21 protein-coding genes are annotated in these 21,034 nt (G+C 70.4%); 14 read left to right on the top strand and 7 right to left on the bottom strand.

What is annotated here, in order from left to right; translation table 11 throughout:
• Positions 1 to 19 precede the first annotated feature (19 nt).
• Positions 20 to 1,681, top strand: coding sequence for an MFS transporter (locus ABZ857_RS31740; RefSeq protein ID WP_357050227.1), 1,662 nt, complete (start codon positions 20 to 22; stop codon positions 1,679 to 1,681).
• Positions 1,682 to 1,731: 50 nt separating this feature from the next.
• Here the strand turns inward: ABZ857_RS31740 and ABZ857_RS31735 are convergent, their stop codons facing one another.
• Complete coding sequence (locus ABZ857_RS31735; protein ID WP_357050224.1) at positions 1,732 to 2,604, bottom strand: aldo/keto reductase family oxidoreductase; 873 nt, start codon at positions 2,602 to 2,604, stop codon at positions 1,732 to 1,734.
• 132 nt (positions 2,605 to 2,736) lie between these two features.
• On the opposite strand from ABZ857_RS31735, the gene ABZ857_RS31730 reads away from it, so the two are divergent.
• Together ABZ857_RS31730 and ABZ857_RS31725 are read left to right on the top strand one after the other, a co-directional pair.
• Positions 2,737 to 3,183 carry a helix-turn-helix domain-containing protein gene (locus tag ABZ857_RS31730; RefSeq protein WP_357050221.1) on the top strand — a complete coding sequence of 149 codons (447 nt, stop codon included), beginning with the start codon at positions 2,737 to 2,739 and terminating at the stop codon, positions 3,181 to 3,183.
• Between the two features lie 161 nt (positions 3,184 to 3,344).
• Positions 3,345 to 4,091: an SDR family oxidoreductase gene (locus ABZ857_RS31725; RefSeq protein WP_357050218.1), complete on the top strand. Its 747-nt coding sequence runs from the start codon at positions 3,345 to 3,347 to the stop codon at positions 4,089 to 4,091.
• A 72-nt stretch (positions 4,092 to 4,163) separates the two neighbouring features.
• Here ABZ857_RS31725 and ABZ857_RS31720 read toward each other — a convergent pair whose 3' ends face one another.
• On the bottom strand, positions 4,164 to 4,583 hold the full coding sequence (locus ABZ857_RS31720; protein ID WP_357050215.1) for a hypothetical protein: 420 nt from the start codon (positions 4,581 to 4,583) through the stop codon (positions 4,164 to 4,166).
• Between the two features lie 109 nt (positions 4,584 to 4,692).
• On the opposite strand from ABZ857_RS31720, the gene ABZ857_RS31715 reads away from it, so the two are divergent.
• Positions 4,693 to 5,055: a hemerythrin domain-containing protein gene (locus ABZ857_RS31715; protein ID WP_357050212.1), complete on the top strand. Its 363-nt coding sequence runs from the start codon at positions 4,693 to 4,695 to the stop codon at positions 5,053 to 5,055.
• Here ABZ857_RS31715 and ABZ857_RS31710 read toward each other — a convergent pair.
• From ABZ857_RS31710 to ABZ857_RS31700, 3 genes are all read right to left on the bottom strand, one after another.
• Positions 5,052 to 5,543, bottom strand: a complete 492-nt coding sequence (locus ABZ857_RS31710) for a pyridoxamine 5'-phosphate oxidase family protein (protein WP_357050209.1) — start codon at positions 5,541 to 5,543, stop codon at positions 5,052 to 5,054. The two genes, ABZ857_RS31715 and ABZ857_RS31710, sit on opposite strands and share 4 nt — an antisense overlap.
• A 99-nt stretch (positions 5,544 to 5,642) precedes the next feature.
• On the bottom strand, positions 5,643 to 6,272 hold the full coding sequence (locus ABZ857_RS31705) for a DedA family protein (protein WP_357050206.1): 630 nt from the start codon (positions 6,270 to 6,272) through the stop codon (positions 5,643 to 5,645).
• 103 nt (positions 6,273 to 6,375) lie between these two features.
• Positions 6,376 to 6,930, bottom strand: a complete 555-nt coding sequence (locus tag ABZ857_RS31700) for a TetR family transcriptional regulator (protein ID WP_357050203.1) — start codon at positions 6,928 to 6,930, stop codon at positions 6,376 to 6,378.
• Positions 6,931 to 7,141: 211 nt separating this feature from the next.
• Between ABZ857_RS31700 and ABZ857_RS31695 the strand changes: the two genes are divergently transcribed.
• The 3 genes from ABZ857_RS31695 to ABZ857_RS31685 all read left to right on the top strand — a co-directional run bounded on the left by ABZ857_RS31695 (position 7,142) and on the right by ABZ857_RS31685 (position 9,993).
• Positions 7,142 to 8,347: an FAD-dependent oxidoreductase gene (locus ABZ857_RS31695; protein WP_357050200.1), complete on the top strand. Its 1,206-nt coding sequence runs from the start codon at positions 7,142 to 7,144 to the stop codon at positions 8,345 to 8,347.
• Between the two features lie 193 nt (positions 8,348 to 8,540).
• A complete protein-coding gene (locus tag ABZ857_RS31690) occupies positions 8,541 to 9,752 on the top strand; it encodes a cytochrome P450 (protein WP_357050197.1) in 1,212 nt (403 codons plus the stop codon).
• Between the two features lie 40 nt (positions 9,753 to 9,792).
• The gene (locus tag ABZ857_RS31685; protein ID WP_193205533.1) at positions 9,793 to 9,993 is read left to right on the top strand and encodes a ferredoxin; all 201 of its coding nucleotides are present in this window, start codon (positions 9,793 to 9,795) and stop codon (positions 9,991 to 9,993) included.
• 731 nt (positions 9,994 to 10,724) lie between these two features.
• On the opposite strand, the gene ABZ857_RS31680 is transcribed toward ABZ857_RS31685, so the two are convergent.
• Positions 10,725 to 11,984, bottom strand: coding sequence for a YncE family protein (locus ABZ857_RS31680; protein WP_357050194.1), 1,260 nt, complete (start codon positions 11,982 to 11,984; stop codon positions 10,725 to 10,727).
• Positions 11,985 to 12,218: 234 nt separating this feature from the next.
• Here ABZ857_RS31680 and ABZ857_RS31675 point away from each other — a divergent pair, with 234 nt between their 5' ends.
• On the top strand, positions 12,219 to 12,947 hold the full coding sequence (locus ABZ857_RS31675) for a TetR/AcrR family transcriptional regulator (protein ID WP_357050191.1): 729 nt from the start codon (positions 12,219 to 12,221) through the stop codon (positions 12,945 to 12,947).
• A gap of 142 nt (positions 12,948 to 13,089) precedes the next feature.
• Entirely contained in the window at positions 13,090 to 13,893 is an 804-nt protein-coding gene (locus ABZ857_RS31670) for a tRNA(His) guanylyltransferase Thg1 family protein (RefSeq protein WP_357050188.1), read from the top strand.
• Between the two features lie 4 nt (positions 13,894 to 13,897).
• On the opposite strand, the gene ABZ857_RS31665 is transcribed toward ABZ857_RS31670, so the two are convergent.
• On the bottom strand, positions 13,898 to 14,995 hold the full coding sequence (locus ABZ857_RS31665) for a LacI family DNA-binding transcriptional regulator (protein ID WP_357050185.1): 1,098 nt from the start codon (positions 14,993 to 14,995) through the stop codon (positions 13,898 to 13,900).
• A gap of 343 nt (positions 14,996 to 15,338) precedes the next feature.
• Here ABZ857_RS31665 and ABZ857_RS31660 point away from each other — a divergent pair, with 343 nt between their 5' ends.
• The 5 genes from ABZ857_RS31660 to ABZ857_RS31640 all read left to right on the top strand — a co-directional run bounded on the left by ABZ857_RS31660 (position 15,339) and on the right by ABZ857_RS31640 (position 20,851).
• Positions 15,339 to 16,160: a sugar ABC transporter permease gene (locus ABZ857_RS31660; protein ID WP_357050182.1), complete on the top strand. Its 822-nt coding sequence runs from the start codon at positions 15,339 to 15,341 to the stop codon at positions 16,158 to 16,160.
• 3 nt (positions 16,161 to 16,163) lie between these two features.
• On the top strand, positions 16,164 to 17,096 hold the full coding sequence (locus ABZ857_RS31655) for a carbohydrate ABC transporter permease (RefSeq protein WP_357050180.1): 933 nt from the start codon (positions 16,164 to 16,166) through the stop codon (positions 17,094 to 17,096).
• A gap of 63 nt (positions 17,097 to 17,159) precedes the next feature.
• A complete protein-coding gene (locus ABZ857_RS31650) occupies positions 17,160 to 18,518 on the top strand; it encodes a sugar ABC transporter substrate-binding protein (protein ID WP_357050177.1) in 1,359 nt (452 codons plus the stop codon).
• A gap of 80 nt (positions 18,519 to 18,598) precedes the next feature.
• Entirely contained in the window at positions 18,599 to 20,641 is a 2,043-nt protein-coding gene (locus ABZ857_RS31645; RefSeq protein ID WP_357050174.1) for a beta-galactosidase, read from the top strand.
• A gap of 33 nt (positions 20,642 to 20,674) precedes the next feature.
• Positions 20,675 to 20,851 carry a hypothetical protein gene (locus tag ABZ857_RS31640; protein WP_357050171.1) on the top strand — a complete coding sequence of 59 codons (177 nt, stop codon included), beginning with the start codon at positions 20,675 to 20,677 and terminating at the stop codon, positions 20,849 to 20,851.
• The last annotated feature ends 183 nt before the right edge of the window (positions 20,852 to 21,034 follow it).

Genomic DNA, 21,034 nt, shown 5'->3' with positions numbered 1-21,034 from the left:
GCCTTTTGGAGAGGAATTCATGAGCACGAACCAGCCCGCACAAGGGGCAACAGCCGAAGCAAGCGGCAGGGGCGCACCGGACGCGCGCCGACTGCGCACGATCCTGATCGCCGTCTGTGTCGCGTTGATGGCGGTCATCGCCTCGGTGACCGGGTTGAACGTCGCCCAGCCTGACATGGCCGTCGAATTCGCCGCCTCACAGACCACAATCCTGTGGATCATCAACATCTACACCCTCAGTCTGGCCGCGCTGCTGCTTCCGCTCGGCGCGATTGGTGACCGGCTGGGCCGCAAGCCCATGCTGATCACCGGTCTGATCATCTTCGGAGTCGCCAGCGCGTTGGCGGGCCTGGCCCCGTCATCAGAGGTCATGATCGCCGCCCGTGTGCTCAGCGGTGTGGGGGCTGCGATGATCATGCCGATCACCCTGGCTGTGATCACCTCGACCTTCCCCGACGAGCAGCGTGGGAAGGCGATCGGCGTGTGGACCGGCGTCGCCGGAGGCGGCGGCATCATCGGCATGTTCCTCTCCGCCTTGCTTGTGGACGTGGCGGACTGGCGGTGGCTGTTCGTGCTGCCCGTCGTCCTGGTCGTCGTCTCGCTCGGCATGATGCGGTCCGTACCCAACTCCCGCGAGCACTCCGGGCACTCCTTCGACGCCATGGGCGCACTGGCCTCCGTCGTCGCCGTGGTAGGCCTCATCTTCGTCCTGCAGGAAGGCCCGGAGCGCGGCTGGAGCGACCCTGTCACTCTGACCAGTCTCGTCGTCGGTCTGGTGGCCCTGATCTTCTTCGTGGCCTGGGAGCTGCGCCGCAGGGACGCATCCCTGCTGGACGTGCGCCTCTTCCGCGAGCGCGGCCTGGCCGGCGGCTCCATCACACTGCTGGTGGTCTTCGGTGTCCAGGCGGGTGTCTTCGTGGTCCTCTTCCCATTCCTGCAAGCCGTCCTCGGCTGGTCGGGACTGCTGTCCACCCTGGCGATGATGCCCATGGCCGTGCTGATGATGATGACCTCCGGCTTGGCGCACAAGCTGGCCGCGCGTGTCGGCGCCCGCTCGACCATGGCGGCGGGAATCGCGTTGTTCGGCGCCGGTCTGGCCCTCATCGCCGGCATCGTTTCCGTCGACGGCGGCTACCTGTCCATCCTGCCCGGCATGCTCGCCATGGGCATCGGCATGGGCCTGTCGATGACCCCCTCCACCGAGGCCATCACCAGTTCCCTGCCGCGGGAGCAGCAGGGTGTCGCCTCCGCGCTCAACGACATCACCCGCGAGTTCGGCACCGCACTCGGCATCGCCCTGCTCGGCGCCCTCCTGGCGAGTGGCTACCGCAGTGCCATCGATGACAGGCTCGGCGGCATCCCTCAAGGCGCGGCGGACGCTGCACGCCAGGGCGTCGCCAACGCCGTCGAGGCCGCGGGCACTGCCGGCTCCCACGCGCAGGCGCTGGTTGACGCCGCCCGTCAGTCCTTCGTCGACGGCTGGCAGCAGGCCATGTGGGCAGGTGTAGTCGTCATGGGCGTCTTGTTCGTCTACACCGCCGTCCGCGGTCCGCAAAACAAGCTCTCCACGTCGGCGGTGCGACGTCGAGGTCTTCCGGATGGGCTTGGTGGAGGAACCCCGTCCTCGGAAGAGCTCGACGCCTACCCGGCCACGCGGGGTGAGCTTCCACCGCCGGTGTGACACGAGTTCCTGTCGGTTGCGTGGCTTTGGGCCGTTCAGCTCTGGGGCATTCAGCGGCCGATGTCGTCCAGCTCGGTCAAGTCCTTATGAGAGAGGGACAGTCCCGCGCCGGCGATGTTCTCGCGCAGGTGTGCCGTCGATGACGTGCCGGGGATGAGCAGGATGTTCGGTGATCGCTGCAGCAGCCAGGCCAGTGCGACGGACATCGGTGTCGCCTCCGATCGAGCGGCGACCGCCGAGAGCGCCGAGGACTGAAGCGGAGTAAAGCCCCCGAGGGGGAAGAAAGGCACGTACGCGACGCCGTCGGCGGCGAGCCGGTCGATGAGCTCGTCGTCGTGGCGGTGGGCGAGGTTGTACATGTTCTGCACGCACACGATCGGCGCGATGCTCTGTGCCTCGGTGACTTGCTCCGCGGTGGCGTTGCTGACCCCGAGGTGGCGGATCAGGCCCTGCTGCCGGAGTTCGACAAGCGTCTCGAACGCCTCGGCGAGCGAGCCGGGCTGGGGACCTTCGGCGTTGCCGAGTCGGAGGTTGACCAGGTCGAGTACGTCGAGCCGGAGGGACCTGAGGTTGTCGTGGACCTGGCGGCGCAGATCTTCTGGCCGCCGGGCCGGAGGCCAGCCACCCTGTTCGTCGCGGGTCGCGCCCACCTTGGTCACGATGTGCAGCGACTCGGGATAGGGGTGCAGTGCCTCGCGGATCAACTCGTTGGTGACGCGCGGCCCGTAGGCGTCGCTGGTGTCGATGTGGGTGATACCAAGGTCGACCGCTTCACGCAGAACGGCCAGGGCGCCATCGCGGTCGGCGGGCGGCCCCATGACCCACGGGCCGGCCAGTTGCATGGCGCCGTAACCGAACCGGGTGACGGTCAGGTCGCCCAGAGTCCAGGTCCCGCCGGGAAGAGCGCGGGAGGGTGTGCTCATCTTGTTGCCTTTCGTCGTGCACTTGGGGGTGGCGCCTGCTGCCTCCCTGCATCAGCATGGGAGAGAAACTTCCTGTCAGGAAGTAGGCACTCTGAAGTGCGTAACCCACCCGTTGGTGAGAGGTGCGAATCAGTGACGACGATGAAGGCGGCCCAGCAGAGGGCTCAGGCCAAGGTGGAGTACAACGCGTTCCTGGCAGCATGCCCCAGCCGGCGGCTGCTCGACCGAATCTCGGACAAGTGGGTCGTCCTGATCCTGTGTGCGCTGGGCGGCGACAACGGCCCTCGCCAGCCCGGTGCGGCAGACGCAGACGCTCCGAAGGCGATGCGTTACTCGGAGATCTCTCGTCTTCTGACCGGGGTCAGCCAGAAGATGCTGACCCAGACGCTACGCTCGCTGGAGCGCGATGGTCTGCTCACCCGTACCGTGACGCCCACCGTCCCTGTCACCGTCTCCTACGAGCTGACCGACCTCGGTCTCTCGCTCCACCACATGACGCGCGGGCTCAGAAACTGGGCGCAGACGCACATGGCGGAGGTCCTCGCGAACCGCGAGAACTACGACGCTCGCACCTCCTGACGACTCACGTCAACCGTCCAACAGCTCCATGTTCTCGGCGCTACACCCTCGACTGCGAAGAGCCCCTTCAGGTCGTGGACGATCGGCACGCTGTTCGCCGAGATCCGCAGAACGGGAGCCGCCCTGACGACCGGGACCCGAGGGACGCTAGTCTCCCCCGTGTGAGTGAGCGAGCAGTCCTCGTCACCGGCGCCTCGCGCGGCATCGGACGGGCGATCGCGGCGGCCTTCGCCGCCGCCGGCGACCGCGTCGCGATCCATCACCGCGGCTCCCCCGAACTGGCCGGACGGCTCCGTGCCGAGCTGCCGGGAGAGGGCCACACGGTCGTCCAGGCCGACGTCGCCGATCCCGCCGACGCCCGGCGCATGGTCGAGGAGGCGGTGGCCGCCCTCGGCGGCATCGACGTCCTGGTCAACAACGCGGGGGTCTTCCTGCACCACCCGATCACGGAGACCTCCTACGAGGAGTGGCAGGCGGTGTGGCGCGAGACACTCGCCGTCAACCTCGTCGGACCGGCCAACGTCACCTGGAACGCCGTACGGCACATGGCTCCGGGCAGCAGGATCGTCAACGTCTCGTCGCGCGGCGCCTTCCGCGGGGAACCGGACAGTCCCGCCTACGGGGCGAGCAAGGCGGGCCTCAACGCGCTGGGCCAGTCGCTCGCCGTCGCCCTGGCGCCCCTCGGCATCGCGGTGGCGACCGTGGCGCCCGGCTTCGTCGAGACCGACATGACCGGCGAGCATCTCAAGCCGCCGCGGGGCGACGAGATCCGCGCCCAGAGCCCGTTCGGGAGAGTGGCGAGGCCCGAGGAGATCGCGGCCGCCGTCCTCTATCTGGCGTCACCGGCCGCCGAATGGGCCAGCGGCACGATCGTCGACCTCAACGGCGCCTCCTACCTGCGAAGCTGAGCCGAGCGGCGCGCGAAAGGCTCTCCCGGCGGGCCGTCACCGGCCCGCCACCGAGCCGCGCGGGTGTGACGGTCAGTCGGGCGCCCAGTATTTGACCAGGATCTTCTCCAGCCTGCTCACGACCGGTTTCCAGGTCGGGGGCAGCGTGTACCGGGTGGCCCGATGGCCCCCGTAGGCCAGGCCGTACGCGATGAAGTCGGCCCCCGGCGGCCGGGACTCCGAGCGCCCGAGCCGCAGGTGCTTCAGCGAGCCGCGCAGGCCGCGCCACTCGGCGGCGGTCAGGCATTTGCGGACGGCCGGTCCGGTGCGGCGGCTCAGCTCGGCGCAGCCGTCCGTGTAGACGGCCACCCGGTTGTGCAGCCCGGCGAACCCGCCCTCCTCCCGCAACTCCACGAGCAGCTTCCTGGGCGCCGTGGCCGCCTCGGCGGGAGCCGTGACGGCCATGACGGGCAGGGCCGCCAACGACAGCAGCGCGATCCGCGAAATCCTCATGCTCTCTATGACGCATCACGACGCCCTTCGGCTCACGGAAGACACGCGGGAGTAGGTGAGCCGACTCCGGGCAGGCGGGTCGGAGTCTCCGAGTCGAAAGGTGACGACAGTGACCACTGCCACAGAACAGGACGTCATCGACCTGCTGCTGGCGCAGCACAACCAGATCACGACCATGTTCGCGGAGGTCGCCGCCGCGCGGGGCGACCGCAGGCGCGAGCTGGTCAACGACCTCGTACGGCTGCTGGCGGTGCACGAGAGCGCGGAGGAGCAGGTCGTGCACCCGGCCGCACGGTCGAAGGCGGGAGACGAGGTCGTCGAGGCCCGGCTGCACGAGGAGGACCGGGCCGGCGTATCCGCGACCGACCACCGATCACGGCACGTGCGGGCCCGGCCGGGCGGGCCCCGCACGCCCTCGTGCGACTGTCCGGGTCCTGGCGGCCTGGCGAGCGCCTACCGCCTCGTGCACTAGACGCGCTCGAGGCGGCGGAGTCCACCGCCGGGGCGCCAGAGGTCCATGACCATGGCAGAACCCTCGATCCGCGTCAGTACGACCTCGCGGATGTCGGCCTTGAAGAAATGGGACTCGCTGAACGCGTCCGGGCCGAAGCCGCGCGCGGCCAACATGGGCGCGATCTGGTCCCGGTCGGTGACCTCCACCGCATACCCGGACACCTTCGCGTCACCCGGAGAGGTGGCGGAATCGCCGGCGTCGAGGAGAACCGGAGGGCCGTGCAGAGCGAAGCGCGGATCACGCCGCAGATCGCGGGCTTTCAACGCACCGGGCATCGATCCGAACCACAGTTCGTCGCCGATGACGTAGGCCTCGATGCCGCTGACTCGCGGTGAGCCGTCCTTGCGCAGTGTCGCGATGGTCTTGTGCTTGTGCGACTCGAACGACTCCCGGACCAGGACGGCGAACTCCGGCGCCGATTCGGCGACGTCACGCCAGTTGGCCATGCGGTCTCCCTTCATGCGATCTCGGATGGGCGAACCAGCCTGTCAGACGGGACCGACAGTTATCCGCACCGCCGCTCGTAGGTCCCCCGGCGGGGGGGCTCAGTGGCCGGAGTTCCCGTGCTCGCACGCGCCTCTGCGGTGCCGCCGGACACGCCACACGACCAGGGCGGCCACGACGACCGCGGCGAGAACGGCCGCGACCACGCCGCCGACGGCCGACTGCACCTGCTCGTACGCCTCCCCGGCGAAGAAGCCCAGGAGGGTGTAACCGACTCCCCAGAGCACCCCGCCCAGGACGTTGAACAGGAAGAACCGCCGGTAGCTCATGCGTGAGACCCCGGCCAGGGTCGGCATCATGGCGCGGAGGAACGCGACGAACCGCGCGAAGAACACCGCCTGAGGGCCCCACCGGCGAATCAGCGCCTGGGCCCTCTCCACGCGATCGCGACGGCGGCGCAGCACCCGTACGTTCAGGACGCTGGGACCGAGGCGGCTGCCGATGAAGTAACCCACGCTGTCGCCGGCTATGGCGGCCAGCGTCACCACGAGCGCCAGCCAGTACACCGACAGCCTGCCCTGGCTGGCGAGCACGCCGCCCAGCACGGCGGCCGTCTCCCCCGGCACGACGAACCCCAGGAACAGCGCGTCCTCGGCGAAGACCAATGCGGCCACGACCGCGTAGAGCACTGTGCCCGACAGGCCCCAAAGCCAGTTGATGATCGCATCCACCCGTCCTCCAAGCGGCCCCTCCGTTGTCGTCTCCCGGAGGAGGTGCGCTTACGCGCGCCGCACGGCCGAGCGTGGTTCGCTCACTGCTCGCCGGACCGCCCGGTCAGGCGTCCATGCCCCTGCGCAGCAGGGCCCACGCCCGTGCGGCGGCGACGCGCCTGGCCGGCGCCGGTCTCATGGTGAGGACCGCGGCGAACATGCCGACGGCCAGGATCAGGTCGTCGGTGGTGAGGTCCGCGCGGACGTGCCCGGCACGCCGGGCCTCGGTGAGCTTGCCGTCGAGCACCTTCGCCACGCGGTCGCGCACGGCGATGATCCGCGGGTCGTCGGCGTACGCGCTGACCATCTCGATGAACGCGGTCGAGGCGATGGTCTGCTCCCTGATCAGGGCGAGCACGTCGTCGAGCGTCGCGCGGGGCTCGGCGGCCAGCGCCTCCAGCTCGGCGACGCCGTCCTCGCACACGGCCAGGGCGAGGCTGATGCGGTCGGGGAAGTGCCGGTAGAGGCTGCCCTGGCCGACCCCGGCGGCGCGGGCGACCGCGCTCAGCGGCGCGTCGTAGCCGGCGGCGGCGAACACCTCCCGGGCCGCGGCGATCAGTGCCGCCCGGTTTCCCGCCGCGGCGCTGGGTCCCCTGTTCGTCCGGCGCACTACAGCCATGCGGCCAGGATAGCAACCGGACATCGATGTCCGATTTTTCGACATCTCCCTCGCCTTTGCTCGACATATCGCTGTCAGGGGGGCTACGGTGTTCCGGACAGTGTTGTCCGGTTGAACCCGGCCGCGGGCGTCCCCCCGAGCCCTGGCCGGCGCCACCGTCGCCGGTCTCACCAGCTATCGGAGGGAACGCGTTGAACATGCTGGGGCAGTCGTGAACCGGGTCGTGATCGTGGGAGCCTCGGCGGGCGGGCTGGTCACCGCCGAGGCGCTGCGCAGGGCCGGCTACCGGGGCGTCCTCACGCTCGTCGGCGACGAGCCGCATTCGCCGTACGACCGCCCGCCGTTGTCGAAGCAGATCCTGACCGGGGAATGGGAGCCCGGCCGGCTGCCGCTGCGGCGGGAGGACGACATCGAGGCGCTGGGCCTCGACCTGCGCCTGGGAGTGGCCGCGACCGGGCTGGACGTGGCCGGGCGGACGGTGGAGCTGGCCGACGGCGCCCGCGTGCCGTACGACGGGCTGGTGATCGCGACCGGCGTCCGCTCCCGCCGCCTGCCGGGAAGCGAGGGGGTGGCGGGGATCCACACGCTGCGCACCCTGGACGACGCCCTCGCGCTGAGGGCCCGGCTGCGTCCGGGACGGCGCCTGGTGATCGTCGGCGCCGGGTTCGTGGGCGCCGAGGTCGCCGCCGTCGCCCGCGCCCTGGGGGTGGAGGTGACGATGCTGGAGGCGGGCCCGGTCCCGATGGCGCAGGCCGTCGGCGAGCAGGCCGGCCTGTTCCTGGCCGGGGTCCACCGCGACCACGGGGTCGACCTGCGCACCCACGCCGCCGTCCGCGAGGTCGTCGGCGCCGGCGGCGCGGTCAGCGGCGTGCGGCTGGCCGACGGGACAGTCCTGCCGGCCGACGACGTGCTGGTGGCCATCGGCTCCGTGCCCAACACCGGCTGGCTGGAGGGCAGCGGGCTCCCCCTTGCCGACGGGCTGGTGTGCGACGAGTTCAGCGCCGCCGCACCCGGCGTGTACGGAGCCGGGGACGTGGCCCGCTGGCACAACCCGCTGTTCGGCACGGCCATGCGGGTCGAGCACCGCACCAACGCCGCCGAGCAGGGCATGGCCGTGGCCCGCAACCTGCTCGCCCCCGAGGCGCGGCGGCCGTTCGCCCCGGTGCCGTACTTCTGGTCCGACCAGTACGACATGAAGATCCAGGCGTACGGGCACCTGCGCGGCCACGACGAAGCGGTCGTCGTGGACGGTGACGTCGCGCGGCGGCGTTTCCTGATCGCCTACCGGACGGACGAGCGGCTGACGGGGGTGCTCGCCGTCGGCATGCCGCCGAAGACCCTGCGCGCCTGGCGGGCGATGATCGCGGCCGGCGCCGCGTGGGCGCACGCCGTGAGCACGGTCGCCGCCCACCCCTGAGACACCCGACGCTGAGACACCCGACGCTGAGACACCCGACGCTGAGACACCCGTCCCGAAGACGCCCCGGAGTTTGCATGCAGACGGGCACCGGCACGACCGGCCTTCACGCTTACCCGGGCATACGTGATGGGCGCCGTCCTTCCCATCCGGGGGTGCACGGCGACCGACCATCCATAAGAGGAGATGCCGAATGAGTGTCAACGAGCAGGTCCTGAGCTACCCGATCCCCAACGACGCGGCGCTGGACCCGCCCGCGGAGTGGGCCGAGTTGCGTGCCAAATGCCCGGTGGCCCACGTCACGCTGCCCAGCGGCGACCGGGCAACGCTGCTGACCCGCTACGAGGACGTCAAGCAGGTGCTGGCCGACCCGCGCTTCACCCGCCAGCTCAACGCGCCCGACGCGGCCCGGCTGTCGGCGGACGGCGGCGGGGTGTTCAGCAGCGAGATGGCGACGATCATCCCCGACAGCGGCGAGGAGCACCAGCACTGGCGGCGCCTGGTCGGCAAGTGGTTCACCGCCAAGCGCATGAACGCCATGCGGCCCGCCATGATCCGGATCGCCGAGGACCTCATCGACGACATGGTCAAGCGCGGCGCGCCGGGCGACCTCAGGGCGAGCCTCGGCTTCCCGCTGCCGGTCTACGTCATCTGCGACATGCTCGGCGTGCCCGCCGCCGACCGGGACCGGTTCTCCTACTGGTCCGACACGCTGCTCAACCTCACCCGCTACGGCAAGGCGGAGATCGAGGCCGCCCAGGGCGAGTTCTTCCAGTACATGTCCGACCTCGTCGCCGCCAAGCGCGCCGAGCCCGGCGACGACCTGCTGAGCGAGCTGATCGCGGCCGGCGGCCCGGAAGACGGCGGGCTGTCCGACATCCAGATCCTGGTCACCGGCATGGCGCTGCTGGTCGCCGGGCACGAGACCACCGCCAACATGATCGGCAAGATGGTCTCCATGCTGCTGGCCGACCGCTCCCGGTGGGAGCGGCTGCTGGGCGACCCGTCGCTGATCCGCACGACGGTGGAGGAGTCGCTGCGCTTCGACGCCAACTCCGGCTTCGGCCTGCCCCGCTACCTGAACGCGGAGACCGAGGTCAGCGGCACGGTCCTGCCCCGCGGCACGACCGTGGTGTGCAGCATGGCCGCCGCCAACCGCGACGAGACCGCCTTCGACGACGCCGGCGAGATGGACCTGACCCGCAGCCCCAACCCCCACCTGGCCTTCGGCTCCGGCGCCCACTCCTGCCTGGGGCAGGCGCTGGCCCGCACCGAGCTGCAGGTCGTCCTGGAGGTGCTGCTGCGCAGGCTGCCGACACTGGAGCTGGCCGTCCCGGTGGAGGAGCTGGAACGCGTGGAAGGGCTGGCCGTCGGCGGCCTGCGCGAGGTCCCGGTCCGCTGGTGACCCCCGACCACGAAGCTCGATCGGCAAGGAGGACATGGACATGAAGGTCATCGTCGACGAGGCGAAGTGCTGCGGCGCCGGGCAGTGCGTGCTGATCGCACCGGAGGTGTTCGACCAGCGCGACGAGGACGGCATCGTCGTCCTGCTGGAGCCCGAGCCAGCCGAGGACCAGCACACCGCGGTCCGCGAGGCCGCCGCCGTCTGCCCCGCCGCCGCCATCCAACTGGACGAGGACGCCTGAGTCCCGCGTACCCGTGAGCCGGGAGCGTGCCCGCGTCGCCTGAGGCGGGCACCCTCCCGCAGGGGCACCCGAACGGCCCTCGGCCGCGCCGGCAGGATCACCCGCGCGCTGGACAGTCTGTGATCAAGGCTGCATTGTCGTCATATGACCATGGACGCGGAGCCGGCGCCGGCCGGCGCGCCCAAACCGCCGTCGCTCGTGACGTTGCGAATGACGCAGATCGCGGGCGCGTGGATCGTCGGGTCGCTGCTGGCCGTGTGTGTGCCTCACGTCTTGATCCTCGGCCTGCTCATGCGGAGCCTGGCGGGTCTCGTGCTGTCCGTCCCGCTGCTCGCGGCCGTGGCGGCCGGCGTGCTGTGCTGGGTGGCCCGGTTGACCGCGGGCGCGTCGCCGATGACCACGACGCCCGGCCGGTGTGTCGGCTGGGGCGTCCTCGTCGTCATCGCAGGCGGCGTCTGCTGGATCGCCGCAGGGGGGATGTACTCCACTCACGTGGGCCCGCTGCACCCGCCCGCCGCGGTCACCGCGGTCGTGGCCGGGGCCCCCTTCGCTCTGACCGCCGCCCTGCTCGCCGGCGGCCGGACCTCGGTGATCGCGCTCGTGGTCGCGGTCACGCTCGTCGTGGCCCTCGTGGTCGCCGTCCGGCTGACGAGCGGGTACGGATCGGGGAGCCGGGCGAGCGCACCCGGTGGCGCCGGGACGGGGCGGGCCGTCCCGGCACTCGCGGGGGTTCAGCCGGCTGCCGGAGGGGTCCAGCCGGCCGGGATGCGGGCGATGCGGACGCGCTGCGGGTGGTCGCCGACCGGCACCGAGGTGATCTTCTGCCCGGTCGCGAAGTCGATGGCGGTGACCCGGTCGGCGCCGCTCTCGGAGATGACGCAGGCGCGTCCGTCGCCGCTGACGGTGGCCCAGTAGGGCTTGGACGCGCTCACCAGCGGGCCCTCCCGCAGCGTGGCCCGATCGACGACGGTGGCGTAGTCGTCCATCGTCGCGGCGACGCAGAGCTTGTCGCCGGCGGGGTTGATCGACAGCCCGTGGTGGCGGGAGTCGTTGACCCAGGTGGTGCGGTCCTCGCTGGTGGCGGGGTTCTTCGGCAGGGTCTTGATCCGCGTGATCCTGTCGGTGGCCGTGTCGTACTCGGCGAAGCCGTTGAAGAACGAGACCTGGAAGTACAGCGTCGACTCGTCGGGGGTGAAGACGGCGGGCCGCACCGCGTCCGACAGGTCCTTGCGTCCGAAGGCGTCCAGCCGGTCGCGCATGTCGATGGTCCTGACGACCTTGTACGTCGAGGCGTCCGCGATCGTGATGTGGCGGTCGCCCTTCAGCCAGTCCTGCGACGGGCTGTCGAAGTCGTTGTTCACCTCGCCGATCGACATGTTCCAGATGTACCTGCCGCCGCCGGTGAAGATGTTCTCGTGCGGCTTGTCCCCCGTCCCGAACGAGCCGAGCTGCCTGCCGGTGTCGATGTCGAGGACGTGCACGGTGTTGGAGGTGGAGGCCGACACCGCGATCTTGGTGCCGTCGGGCGACACGGCCATGTGGTCGGCGCGGAAGCCGGAGACCGGGAACCGCCACCTGATGGCGCCGGTCGTCAGGTCGATCGACACCACGTCGGCGAAGCTCGGGCGCGAGACGACCATGGCCGTGCCGTCCGGGGTGGCGTACATGTCGTCGACGAACTGGTCGTGGCCCTCGCCGGGCCCCTGCCGGATGCCCAGGAAGAAGGCCAGCTTGACGGGGTTGAGGTAGATCTCGGCCAGCCGCCGGGCCTTGTCGGGGATGACGTTGATCCGGCCGATCCTGGCGAAGCTCCCGCTCGACTCGATGACGTCCGCGGTGCCGTCCCAGTTGTTGCCGACGAACATCACCTCGCGCAGTCCGTCGGCGGCGCTCGCGGGACCGGCGGGAACGCCGCAGACGACGGCGCCGGCGACCGCCACGGCGCCGGCCAGCAGGGATCTGCGCAGGCGTGCGAGGGCCGAAGCGTGCATGTTCTTCCTCCGGGGGGTGGGAGGTGGGCGGGGCACGAACAGCTCCACGTCCCGGGAACGGCGTGACGGCCCCATGGGCCCGTCACGCGGACGGGACGCGGAGATCGAGCATGGCCGGCCGGATGGTCCGCGAGCCTTCGGCGCGTGGACCGCGCGCGAGTCTGAACATCGCGATATTCAGACTTGTTACTGGATGGTAGGCACGTGCGGCCTCCCCCACAAGGCCCAAAATTCATGCATCACGGAGCGGAGGACGCGGTGGCGGGCAGGATCACCCCGGCGGCGGGCCGGTACGGCGGCAGGTCGGCGGCCGAGCGGCAGGCCGAGCGCCGCAGGCGCTTCCTGGAGGCGGGCCTGGACCTGTTCGGCGCCGGTCCCGGCTACCGTGCCACCAGGATCACGGACGTGTGCCGGGCCGCGGGCCTGTCCAGCCGCCAGTTCTACGAGGAGTTCCACACCCTGGAGGACCTGCTGGCCGAGCTGCACCTGTATGTCAACGACGTCGCCCAGCAGGCCGTCCTCGACGTACTCCCCCAGGTGCGGCACCTGGAGCCCGTCGACCGCTGCACCCGGCTCTTCCGCGCGTACGCCGCCGGGGCCACCGCCGACCCCCGCCACACCCGCATCGCGTTCGTGGAGATCATCGGCGTCAGCCCCCGGCTGGACCGCCAGCGCCTGGACCGCCGCGCCCGCTGGATCGACCTCCTGTGCGAGCAGCTGGACGACGCCGCCGGTCGCGGCGAGATCCCCCCGCGCGACTTCCGCGTCACGGCCGCCGCGTTCATCGGTGCGGTCAACGGGCTCATGCACGACTGGGCCGTCGGCTGGGTCGACGCCACCCTCGACCAGATCGTCGACGAGCTCCTGCTGATGCTCCTGGGCAGGCTCCAGGTCACCGATGAACAGGTCACCGGTGAACAGGGCGACGGCGAGGCCGGCCCTGCCGAACGCCCCACCCCCTGACGTACCGGCCTTGGGAGGATGCCGGTCCGGCTTCAGGATCTCCGCGATAAGCAGTGGCGGCCCCTCCCCCGTGACGTGAGATCCTGCATCACCCACCCCATCCCGAGACCGGCCACGCGGCGGAGGCCGGGGAGAGAGCGGCATGAGCGACAAGACCGCGCTCGGCGACCGTATGAAGGCGTACGAGCGCGCCACCAGGAGTGTGCTGCCGCGCCGCGCGTACACGATCCTCCGCGTCGACGGGCGGGCGTTCCACACCTTCCTCCGCGACGCCCACCGGCCGTTCGACCGCGCCGTCATGGACGCCATGAACGGGGTCGGCGCAGCGTTGTGCGAGGAAATCACCGGCAGCGTGTTCGCGTACGTCCAGTCCGACGAGTGCAGCGTCCTCATGACCGACTTCGCCACCCCGTCCGCACAGCCGTGGTTCGGCGGCGTCACCCAGAAGATCGTCAGCGTGGCCGCGAGCATCGCCACGATCGCGTTCAACGAGGCGTACGCCACCGGCGGCGTCGACGGCCGACGCGCGACGTTCGACGCCCGCGCGTTCACCCTGGCCGACCCCTGCGAAGTCGCGAACTACTTCCGGTGGCGGCAGAACGACTGCGTTCGCAACAGCATCACCATGGCCGCGCAGGCGCGGTTCTCCCACCGGGAGCTCCATGGCAGGTCCACGGGGCAGATGCAGGAGATGCTGTGGGCCGAGCACGGCGTCAACTGGAACGACTACGACGCCGGCGCGAAGCGGGGCCGCGTCGTCGTGCGCGAGACCGGGCGACGCGAGGTCGCCTACCGGGACGGCCGGACGGGAGAGGCGGAGACCACCCTCGTCTTGCGGTCGTGGTGGCAGGCTCAGGCGGCACCGCGCTTCACCGCGGGGCCTGATGAATGGCTCGCCACCGTGATCCCCGCCATGCCGTCGCTGACCGCCGGAAGGATCGGATGACCCCTCACCGCCGGGTGCGCGGCGGGGCCGTGCTGTCGCGGACGACCAGGCGGGTGGGGACGAGGTCGGTGCCGGGCTGCGAGGCGCCGCCCTCGCGGATCTGCCGCAGGACGCCCTGCACGCAGCGCCGGCCGACCTCGGCGAAGTCCTGGTGGACGGTCGTGAGCGGAGGGACGAAGCAGGAGGCGTCGGGGATGTCGTCGAAGCCGACCACGCTGATGTCGGCGGGGACCGCCCGCCCCCGCTCGTGGAAGGCGCGCAGCAGGCCGAGGGCCATCTGGTCGTTGGAGGCGAACACCGCCGTGCAGCCGGGTTCGGCGGCCAGCGCCAGCCCCGCGGCGTAGCCCGACTCGGCGGACCAGTCGCCGTGCAGCGGCGGGGGCACCGGCCGTCCGGCCTCCTCCAGGGCCAGGCGCCACGCCTGCGCCCGTCGCTGGGCGGCGAAGGACGTCTTCGGACCGGTGACGTGCCAGACCGTGTGGTGCCCCAGGTCGAGGAGGTGGCGGACGGCGAGCCGGGCGCCTTCGGCCTGGTCGGTGTCGACGACGCTGTAGCGGTCTCCGGCGTCGGAGTCCACGACGACGACGTGGACTCCGGGAGGAAGCGTCACCGTGCCGGCGTCGAGGAGGTGGATCTCGATGATGACGATGACGGCGTCCACGGCCAGCTCGCCCATCCGGGTGAAGGCGCCCAGCACGTTGTCCTGCGTGGGGATGCCGATGGGGATCAGGGTGATCGCGTAGCCCTCGGCCGCGGCGTGGGTGGCGATGGCCTCCACCGTGCGGCTGTTGCCGGTCGACGCCAGCCCGAAGAGGATCACGCCGATCGTGTTGAACTGCCCGTACCGCAGCGCCCTGGCGGCGCTGTTGGGCCGGTAGCCCAGCTCCCGCATCGCCGCGAGCACCTGCTCGCGGGTCGCGCCGACGACGCCGGGGTGGCCGTTGGAGACCCTGGAGACCGTCTGTGACGAGACGCCCGCGAGCCTGGCCACGTCGGCCATGGAGACCCGCTGCTTGCGGCGCCCGCCCGGGATGCCCGAGCCGCCCCGCTGCGCGCCGCCGATCGGTCCCGGGACCTGCCGGGCCGGGCCGTCCGGTTCCATTCCTGTGTCGCTCCCGCCTGCTCGCCCCCGTCGCCGGAGATCGTACGCCGTGATCCGACCGGGTGTGACGGGGGGAGCCCTTGACCTCTCGTATGGCGGGTGCCACCATACCGCAGCAGAAGTTTACGTAAACATAACCTCGGCGACTCGAGAGATCACCCTCCGCGACGACTGAGCCGTGCTCGTTCGCTCGTGATGTTCACGTAAACAAGAGAGAGTCACGGCCGGTGGACACGCCGCGGAGAGGAGCGAGCCGGTGGTCTCGGAAGGGTATTCGAACGTTCGGGGTGTCTGGGCCTCCAGACGCCGGTCATGGATAGGCTGGCAGTTCGTCGGGCCGTTCATGGCGGTGTTCGCGCTGGTCTTCCTGGCCCCGATCGCGTACTCGGTCTACCTGAGCCTGTTCCGCACCCGGCTGATCGGCGGGACGGCCTTCGTCGGCGCGGACAACTACCTGAAGGTCCTCCAGGACCCGCAGTTCTGGTCGGCGTTCGGGCGCGTCGCGCTCTTCCTGGTCGTCCAGGTGCCGATCATGTTGTTCCTCGCGCTGCTGGTCGCGCTCGCGATCGACAGCGGCAGGCTGTACGGCACGGCGTTCTTCCGGATCTCGGTGTTCCTGCCGTACGCGGTGCCCGCGGTCGTCGCCACGCTGATGTGGGGCTTCATGTACGGGACCAGGTTCGGCCTGATCGGCAACATCAACGAGGCGCTCGGGATCTCGCTGCCCGACCCGCTGTCACCCGACCTGGTCCTCGCGTCCATCGGCAACATCGTGACCTGGGAGTTCGTGGGCTACAACATGCTGATCCTCTACTCGGCGCTGAAAGTGGTGAGCCCCTCGCTGTACGAGGCCGCCGCGCTCGACGGCGCCGGCCAGCTCCGGATCATCTGGGCGATCAAACTGCCCGCTCTGCGCGGCGCGCTGCTGATCGCCACGATCTTCTCGATCATCGGCAGCTTCCAGCTGTTCAACGAGCCGAGCATCCTCAAGACGATCGCGCCGAACTCGGTCACCACCTACTTCACGCCGAACTACTACGCCTACTCGCTGTCGTTCGCGGGCCAGCAGTTCAACTACTCGGCGACGGTCGCCATCGTCATGGGGATCATCACGATGATCGTCGCCTACCTCGTCCAGCTGCGCGGCATGCGGAAGGCGGTCTGAGCCATGGCGACCACCGCTCCCGCCACCGGCCGGAAGGCCACCCCGGCCCGCGGCCCTCTGGTGATCAGGAACGCGATCCGGCGGCGGTCCCCGCAGGACCGCCGCAGCGCCACGCTGACCGTGCTGACCGCGCTCATGCTCGTCTACACGCTGCTCCCCCTGGTGTGGCTCGCGATCAACGCCACCAAGACCCAGGAGGGGCTGCTGGGCTCCTTCGGCCTGTGGTTCGACGGCGACTTCGCCCTGTTCGACAACATCGGCACGACCTTCACGTACAACGACGGGATCTTCGTCCGCTGGCTGCTCAACACCCTGCTGTACGTGGTCGTCGGGGCGGGCGGCGCGACCCTGCTGGCGACGCTGGCGGGCTATGGGCTGGCGAAGTTCGACTTCCCCGGCAAGAAGGCGGTGTTCGCCGTCGTCATCGGGGCGGTGGCGGTGCCCGGCACCGCGCTTGCCGTTCCCACGTTCCTGATGTTCGCCAAGATGGGCCTGACCGACACCCCGTGGGCGATCATCATCCCGTCGCTGGTCTCGCCGTTCGGCCTCTACCTGATGTGGACCTTCGCCACCGACGCCGTGCCGAAGGAGATCCTCGAGTCGGCGCGGGTGGACGGCTCGGGCGAGTTCCGCACCTTCTTCCGCATCAGCCTGCCGCTGCTGGCACCCGGCCTGGTCACGGTGCTGCTGTTCAACGTGGTCGCGACCTGGAACAACTACTTCCTGCCGCTGATCATGCTGAAGGACCCCGCCTGGTATCCGCTCACCGTCGGCCTCAAGGAGTGGAACCAGCAGGCCCTCACGGCGGGCGGCGAGGCGGTCTTCAACCTCGTGATCACCGGATCGCTGCTCACCATCGTCCCGCTGATCGCGGCGTTCCTGCTGCTCCAGCGCTACTGGCAGTCGGGGCTGGCCGCCGGAAGCGTCAAGGAATGACCGGGAAGGAATGACCGCCCCCACCGACGTCTGTCTCCCCGGATAACTCAGAAAGGCACATCCATGGCGATAATCCGTCGTCACGCCCTCCTGCTGGGCGCGACCCTGACCGTGTCGCTCCTCGCCACCGCGTGCGGCTCCTCCGGCGACGAGGGCTCCTCGGGCACCGCCGCCGCCCCCGCGGCGTCGGCGGGCGTCTCCGACGCCGACATCCAGAAGGCGCTCGACACCGGCGGCTCCATCACCGTCTGGGCGTGGGAGCCGACGCTCAAGCAGGTCGTCGCGGACTTCCAGGCCAAGTATCCGAAGGTCAAGGTCAACCTCGTCAACGCCGGCACCGGCAACGACCAGTACACCGCCCTGCAGAACGCGATCAAGGCCGGGTCCGGGGTGCCCGACGTCGCCCAGGTCGAGTACTACGCCCTGCCGCAGTTCGCCCTCGCCAAGTCCGTCGCCGACCTCAACGCCTTCGGCGCGGGCAAGCTGGACGGCACGTTCACCCCCGGCCCGTGGAACTCCGTCCACGTCGGCGACGGCGTCTACGGCCTGCCCATGGACTCCGGCCCGATGGCGCTGTTCTACAACAAGGAGGTCTTCGACAAGTACGACCTCAAGGTCCCGGCCACCTGGGACGAGTTCGTGGCCGACGCCGAGAAGCTGCACAAGGCGAACCCGAAGGCGTACATCGCCAACGACACCGGCGACGCGGGCTTCACCACCAGCATGATCTGGCAGGCGGGCGGCAAGCCGTACACCGTCGACGGCACCACGGTCGGGATCGACTTCGCCGAGCCGGGCACCCAGAAGTTCACCGCCACCTGGCAGAAGCTGATCGACGGCAAGCTGCTCGCGCCGGCCACCAGCTGGAGCGACGCCTGGTACAAGGGCCTGGGCGACGGCACCATCGCCACCCTGGTCATCGGCGCCTGGATGCCCGCCAACCTCGAGTCCGGGGTCAAGGCCGGAGAGGGCAAGTGGCGGGTCGCGCCCATGCCGCAGTGGGAGGCCGGCGGCAGGTCCACCGCCGAGAACGGCGGCAGCTCGCTCGCGATCCCCGAGGCCGGCGCCAACAAGAACCTCGCCTACGCCTTCCTGAAGTACGCGAACGTCGACGAAGGGGTGCAGACCCGGATCGACGGCGGCGCCTTCCCCGCCACCACCGCCCAGCTGCAGGACCCGAAGTTCCAGGACAAGGAGTTCCCCTACTTCGGCGGCCAGAAGGTCAACCAGGTGCTCGCCGAGTCCGCCTCGCAGGTCGTCAGCGGCTGGTCCTACCTGCCCTTCCAGGTCTACGCCAACAGCATCTTCAACGACACGGTCGGCAAGGCGTACACCTCCTCCACCACGCTGCAGGACGGGCTGAAGGCCTGGCAGGACGCCTCCCTGAAGTACGGCGAGGAGCAGGGCTTCACCGTCAAGTAGCCCGGATCACGTTCGTCCCCGGGTGTCCGCCCGTCGCCATGTTCACGTAACCATGTCTGAAGTCGAGAGCAGGAGTCGTTGTGCAATCTGACCACGGCCACCGGTGGCTGCGCTGGCCGTCCGAGCCCGGGCGGGCCCGGATGGCGTACGGCGCCGACTACAACCCGGAGCAGTGGCCTCGTGAGATCTGGGACGAGGACATGCGCGCGATGCGGGCGGCCGGGGTGAACATCGTCTCCTTGGCGATCTTCTCGTGGGCGCGGATCCAGCCGAGCGAGGACGTCTGGGACTTCGACTGGCTCGACGAGGCGATGGACCTGCTGCACGCCAACGGCATCGCGGTCGATCTGGCCACGGCGACGGCCTCGCCGCCGCCGTGGCTGACCGCCAAGCACCCGGAGATCCTCCCGGTGGACCAGCACGGCCACACGGTGTGGCCGGGAGCGCGGCAGCACTGGCGGCCGAGCTCGCCCGTCTTCCGCGAGCACGCGCTGCGGCTGACCCGGGCCCTCGCGGAGCGGTACGGCGGCCACCCCGCCCTGGCCGCCTGGCACGTCTCCAACGAACTCGGCTGCCACAACGTCTACGACTTCTCCGACGACGCCGCGGCCGCCTTCCGGGAGTGGCTGCGGGCCAGGTACGGGACCCTGGACGAGCTGAACCGCGCCTGGGCGACCTCGTTCTGGTCCCAGCGCTACAGCGACTGGGCGCAGATCCTGCCGCCGCGCCTGGCGGCCTCCTACCCCAACCCCACCCAGCAACTGGACTTCAAGCGGTTCTCCTCCGACGCGCTGAAGGACTACCTGCGCGCGGAACGGGACGTCCTGCGCGAGCTGACCCCCGGCATCCCCGTGACCACGAACTTCATGGTCATGGGCGAGACCAAGGGCATGAACTACGCCGACTGGGCCGCCGAGGTCGACTTCGTCTCCAACGACCACTATCTGCTGACCGGTCCCCAGGCCCAGGACGAGCTGTCCTTCTCGGCGAACCTCACCGGCTCGCTCGCCGGCGGCCGGCCGTGGTATCTGATGGAGCACTCCACCAGCGCGGTCAACTGGCAGCCGGTCAACCTGGCGAAGAAGCCCGGCGGCCTGGCCCGCGACTCGCTCACCCACGTCGCGTACGGCGCCGACGCGGTCTGCTTCTTCCAGTGGCGGCAGTCGGCGGGCGGAGCCGAGAAGTACCACTCGGCGATGGTCCCCCACGCGGGCACCGACAGCGACGTGTTCCGGTCGGTCGCCGACCTGGGCGCCACGCTGGCCGCCCTCGCGCCGGTCGCGGGCACCCGGCGGCGGCAGGCCCCCGTGGCGATCGTGTTCGACTGGGAGTCCTGGTGGGCCGGCGAGCTCGACTCCCACCCCACCTCGCTGCTGCGCTACCGCCAGGAGGCCCTCGACTGGTATTCGGCCCTCCTCGACGCGGGCGTCCGCGCCGACGTCATCGGCCGGGACGCCGACTTCACCGGCTACCGGCTGCTCGTGGCGCCGATCCTGCACGTCGTGCCCGCCGCTCTGGCCCGGCGGCTGGCGGACCACGTCGCCTCCGGCGGGCACCTCGTCACCACCTATTTCTCCGGCATCGTCGACGAGGACGACCACGTGTGGCTCGGCGGCTACCCAGGAGCCCTGCGCGACCTGCTCGGCATCCGCATCGAGGAGTTCGGCCCCCTGCTGGACGGCGAGGCCGTCGACCTCGACCTCGGCGTGTCCGGCACCCTGTGGACCGACCGGATCGACCTCGCCGACCCGGCGACCGAGGTCCTGGCGACGTACAAGACCGGCGACCACGCGGGCCGCCCCGCCGTCACCACGCGCCGTGCGGGAACGGGATCGGCGTCGTACGTCTCCACCCGCCTCGGCCCGGAAGGTCTCGGGGTCGTCCTCCCCCGCCTGCTGGACGTCGCCGAGGTCTCCTCGGAGCTGCCCTCCGAAGCCCGCGGCCTGGTCGACCTCGCCGTCCGCACCGACGGGACGGACGACTACTGGTTTCTGATCAACCGCACGGACCGGCACGTCGACGTGTCCGCGATCCCCGGCGACCCGCTCCCCGGGCCCTCCCTGGCCCAGGACACCACCCTGGCCCCCCGGGAGGTCCGCGTCCTGCGCCGCCCCCGCGCGTAACGGGCCCCGCGGCCGGTCCTGGGCGACGCCGTCGTGCGAGTGCCGGAGTCCTCCCGCTTCCTCGCGGAGCAGGTCTCCGGCATCGGCGTGTCGTACGGACCGGGGCCGGGCGACCTCGCATCGCGAAATGGCATCGCCGCCGTCGCCGAACGCGAATCCGTGTTCGCCACCTGCCGGCACCCGAAGGCGCCGCACCCGACAGGACGGTGATGGCGCTTGATCGACGAGAACCCGTCATTCACATGAAATTCGCGGTGACCACACCCAAATAAATCACGCATGTCTATTCACGCCACATAAATCCTTTGTTGTCGTAATACACACCTTTTCGCGTCCTTAGCCTGACTAACTTTCTCCGCTGCCGCACCGACCGCCGAACCTGCGACCGGTGCC

Origin of the sequence: Microbispora sp. NPDC046933 (genome assembly GCF_040644635.1) — a bacterium.
Taxonomy (GTDB): Bacteria; Actinomycetota; Actinomycetes; order Streptosporangiales; family Streptosporangiaceae; genus Microbispora.
Note: the sequence above shows the minus strand (reverse complement) of the source record. Positions and strands in the feature narration are given on the sequence as shown.

What these genes read in the sequence shown, in the direction of transcription:
- ABZ857_RS31740 (WP_357050227.1), top strand. Translation starts at nt 20, where the DNA reads ATGAGCACGAACCAGCCCGCACAAGGGGCAACAGCCGAAGCAAGCGGC.
- ABZ857_RS31735 (WP_357050224.1), bottom strand. Translation starts at nt 2,604, where the DNA reads ATGAGCACACCCTCCCGCGCTCTTCCCGGCGGGACCTGGACTCTGGGC.
- ABZ857_RS31720 (WP_357050215.1), bottom strand. Translation starts at nt 4,583, where the DNA reads ATGAGGATTTCGCGGATCGCGCTGCTGTCGTTGGCGGCCCTGCCCGTC.
- ABZ857_RS31710 (WP_357050209.1), bottom strand. Translation starts at nt 5,543, where the DNA reads ATGGCCAACTGGCGTGACGTCGCCGAATCGGCGCCGGAGTTCGCCGTC.
- ABZ857_RS31700 (WP_357050203.1), bottom strand. Translation starts at nt 6,930, where the DNA reads ATGGCTGTAGTGCGCCGGACGAACAGGGGACCCAGCGCCGCGGCGGGA.
- ABZ857_RS31690 (WP_357050197.1), top strand. Translation starts at nt 8,541, where the DNA reads ATGAGTGTCAACGAGCAGGTCCTGAGCTACCCGATCCCCAACGACGCG.
- ABZ857_RS31685 (WP_193205533.1), top strand. Translation starts at nt 9,793, where the DNA reads ATGAAGGTCATCGTCGACGAGGCGAAGTGCTGCGGCGCCGGGCAGTGC.
- ABZ857_RS31680 (WP_357050194.1), bottom strand. Translation starts at nt 11,984, where the DNA reads ATGCACGCTTCGGCCCTCGCACGCCTGCGCAGATCCCTGCTGGCCGGC.
- ABZ857_RS31675 (WP_357050191.1), top strand. Translation starts at nt 12,219, where the DNA reads ATGCATCACGGAGCGGAGGACGCGGTGGCGGGCAGGATCACCCCGGCG.
- ABZ857_RS31670 (WP_357050188.1), top strand. Translation starts at nt 13,090, where the DNA reads ATGAGCGACAAGACCGCGCTCGGCGACCGTATGAAGGCGTACGAGCGC.
- ABZ857_RS31665 (WP_357050185.1), bottom strand. Translation starts at nt 14,995, where the DNA reads ATGGAACCGGACGGCCCGGCCCGGCAGGTCCCGGGACCGATCGGCGGC.
- ABZ857_RS31660 (WP_357050182.1), top strand. Translation starts at nt 15,339, where the DNA reads ATGGCGGTGTTCGCGCTGGTCTTCCTGGCCCCGATCGCGTACTCGGTC.
- ABZ857_RS31655 (WP_357050180.1), top strand. Translation starts at nt 16,164, where the DNA reads ATGGCGACCACCGCTCCCGCCACCGGCCGGAAGGCCACCCCGGCCCGC.
- ABZ857_RS31650 (WP_357050177.1), top strand. Translation starts at nt 17,160, where the DNA reads ATGGCGATAATCCGTCGTCACGCCCTCCTGCTGGGCGCGACCCTGACC.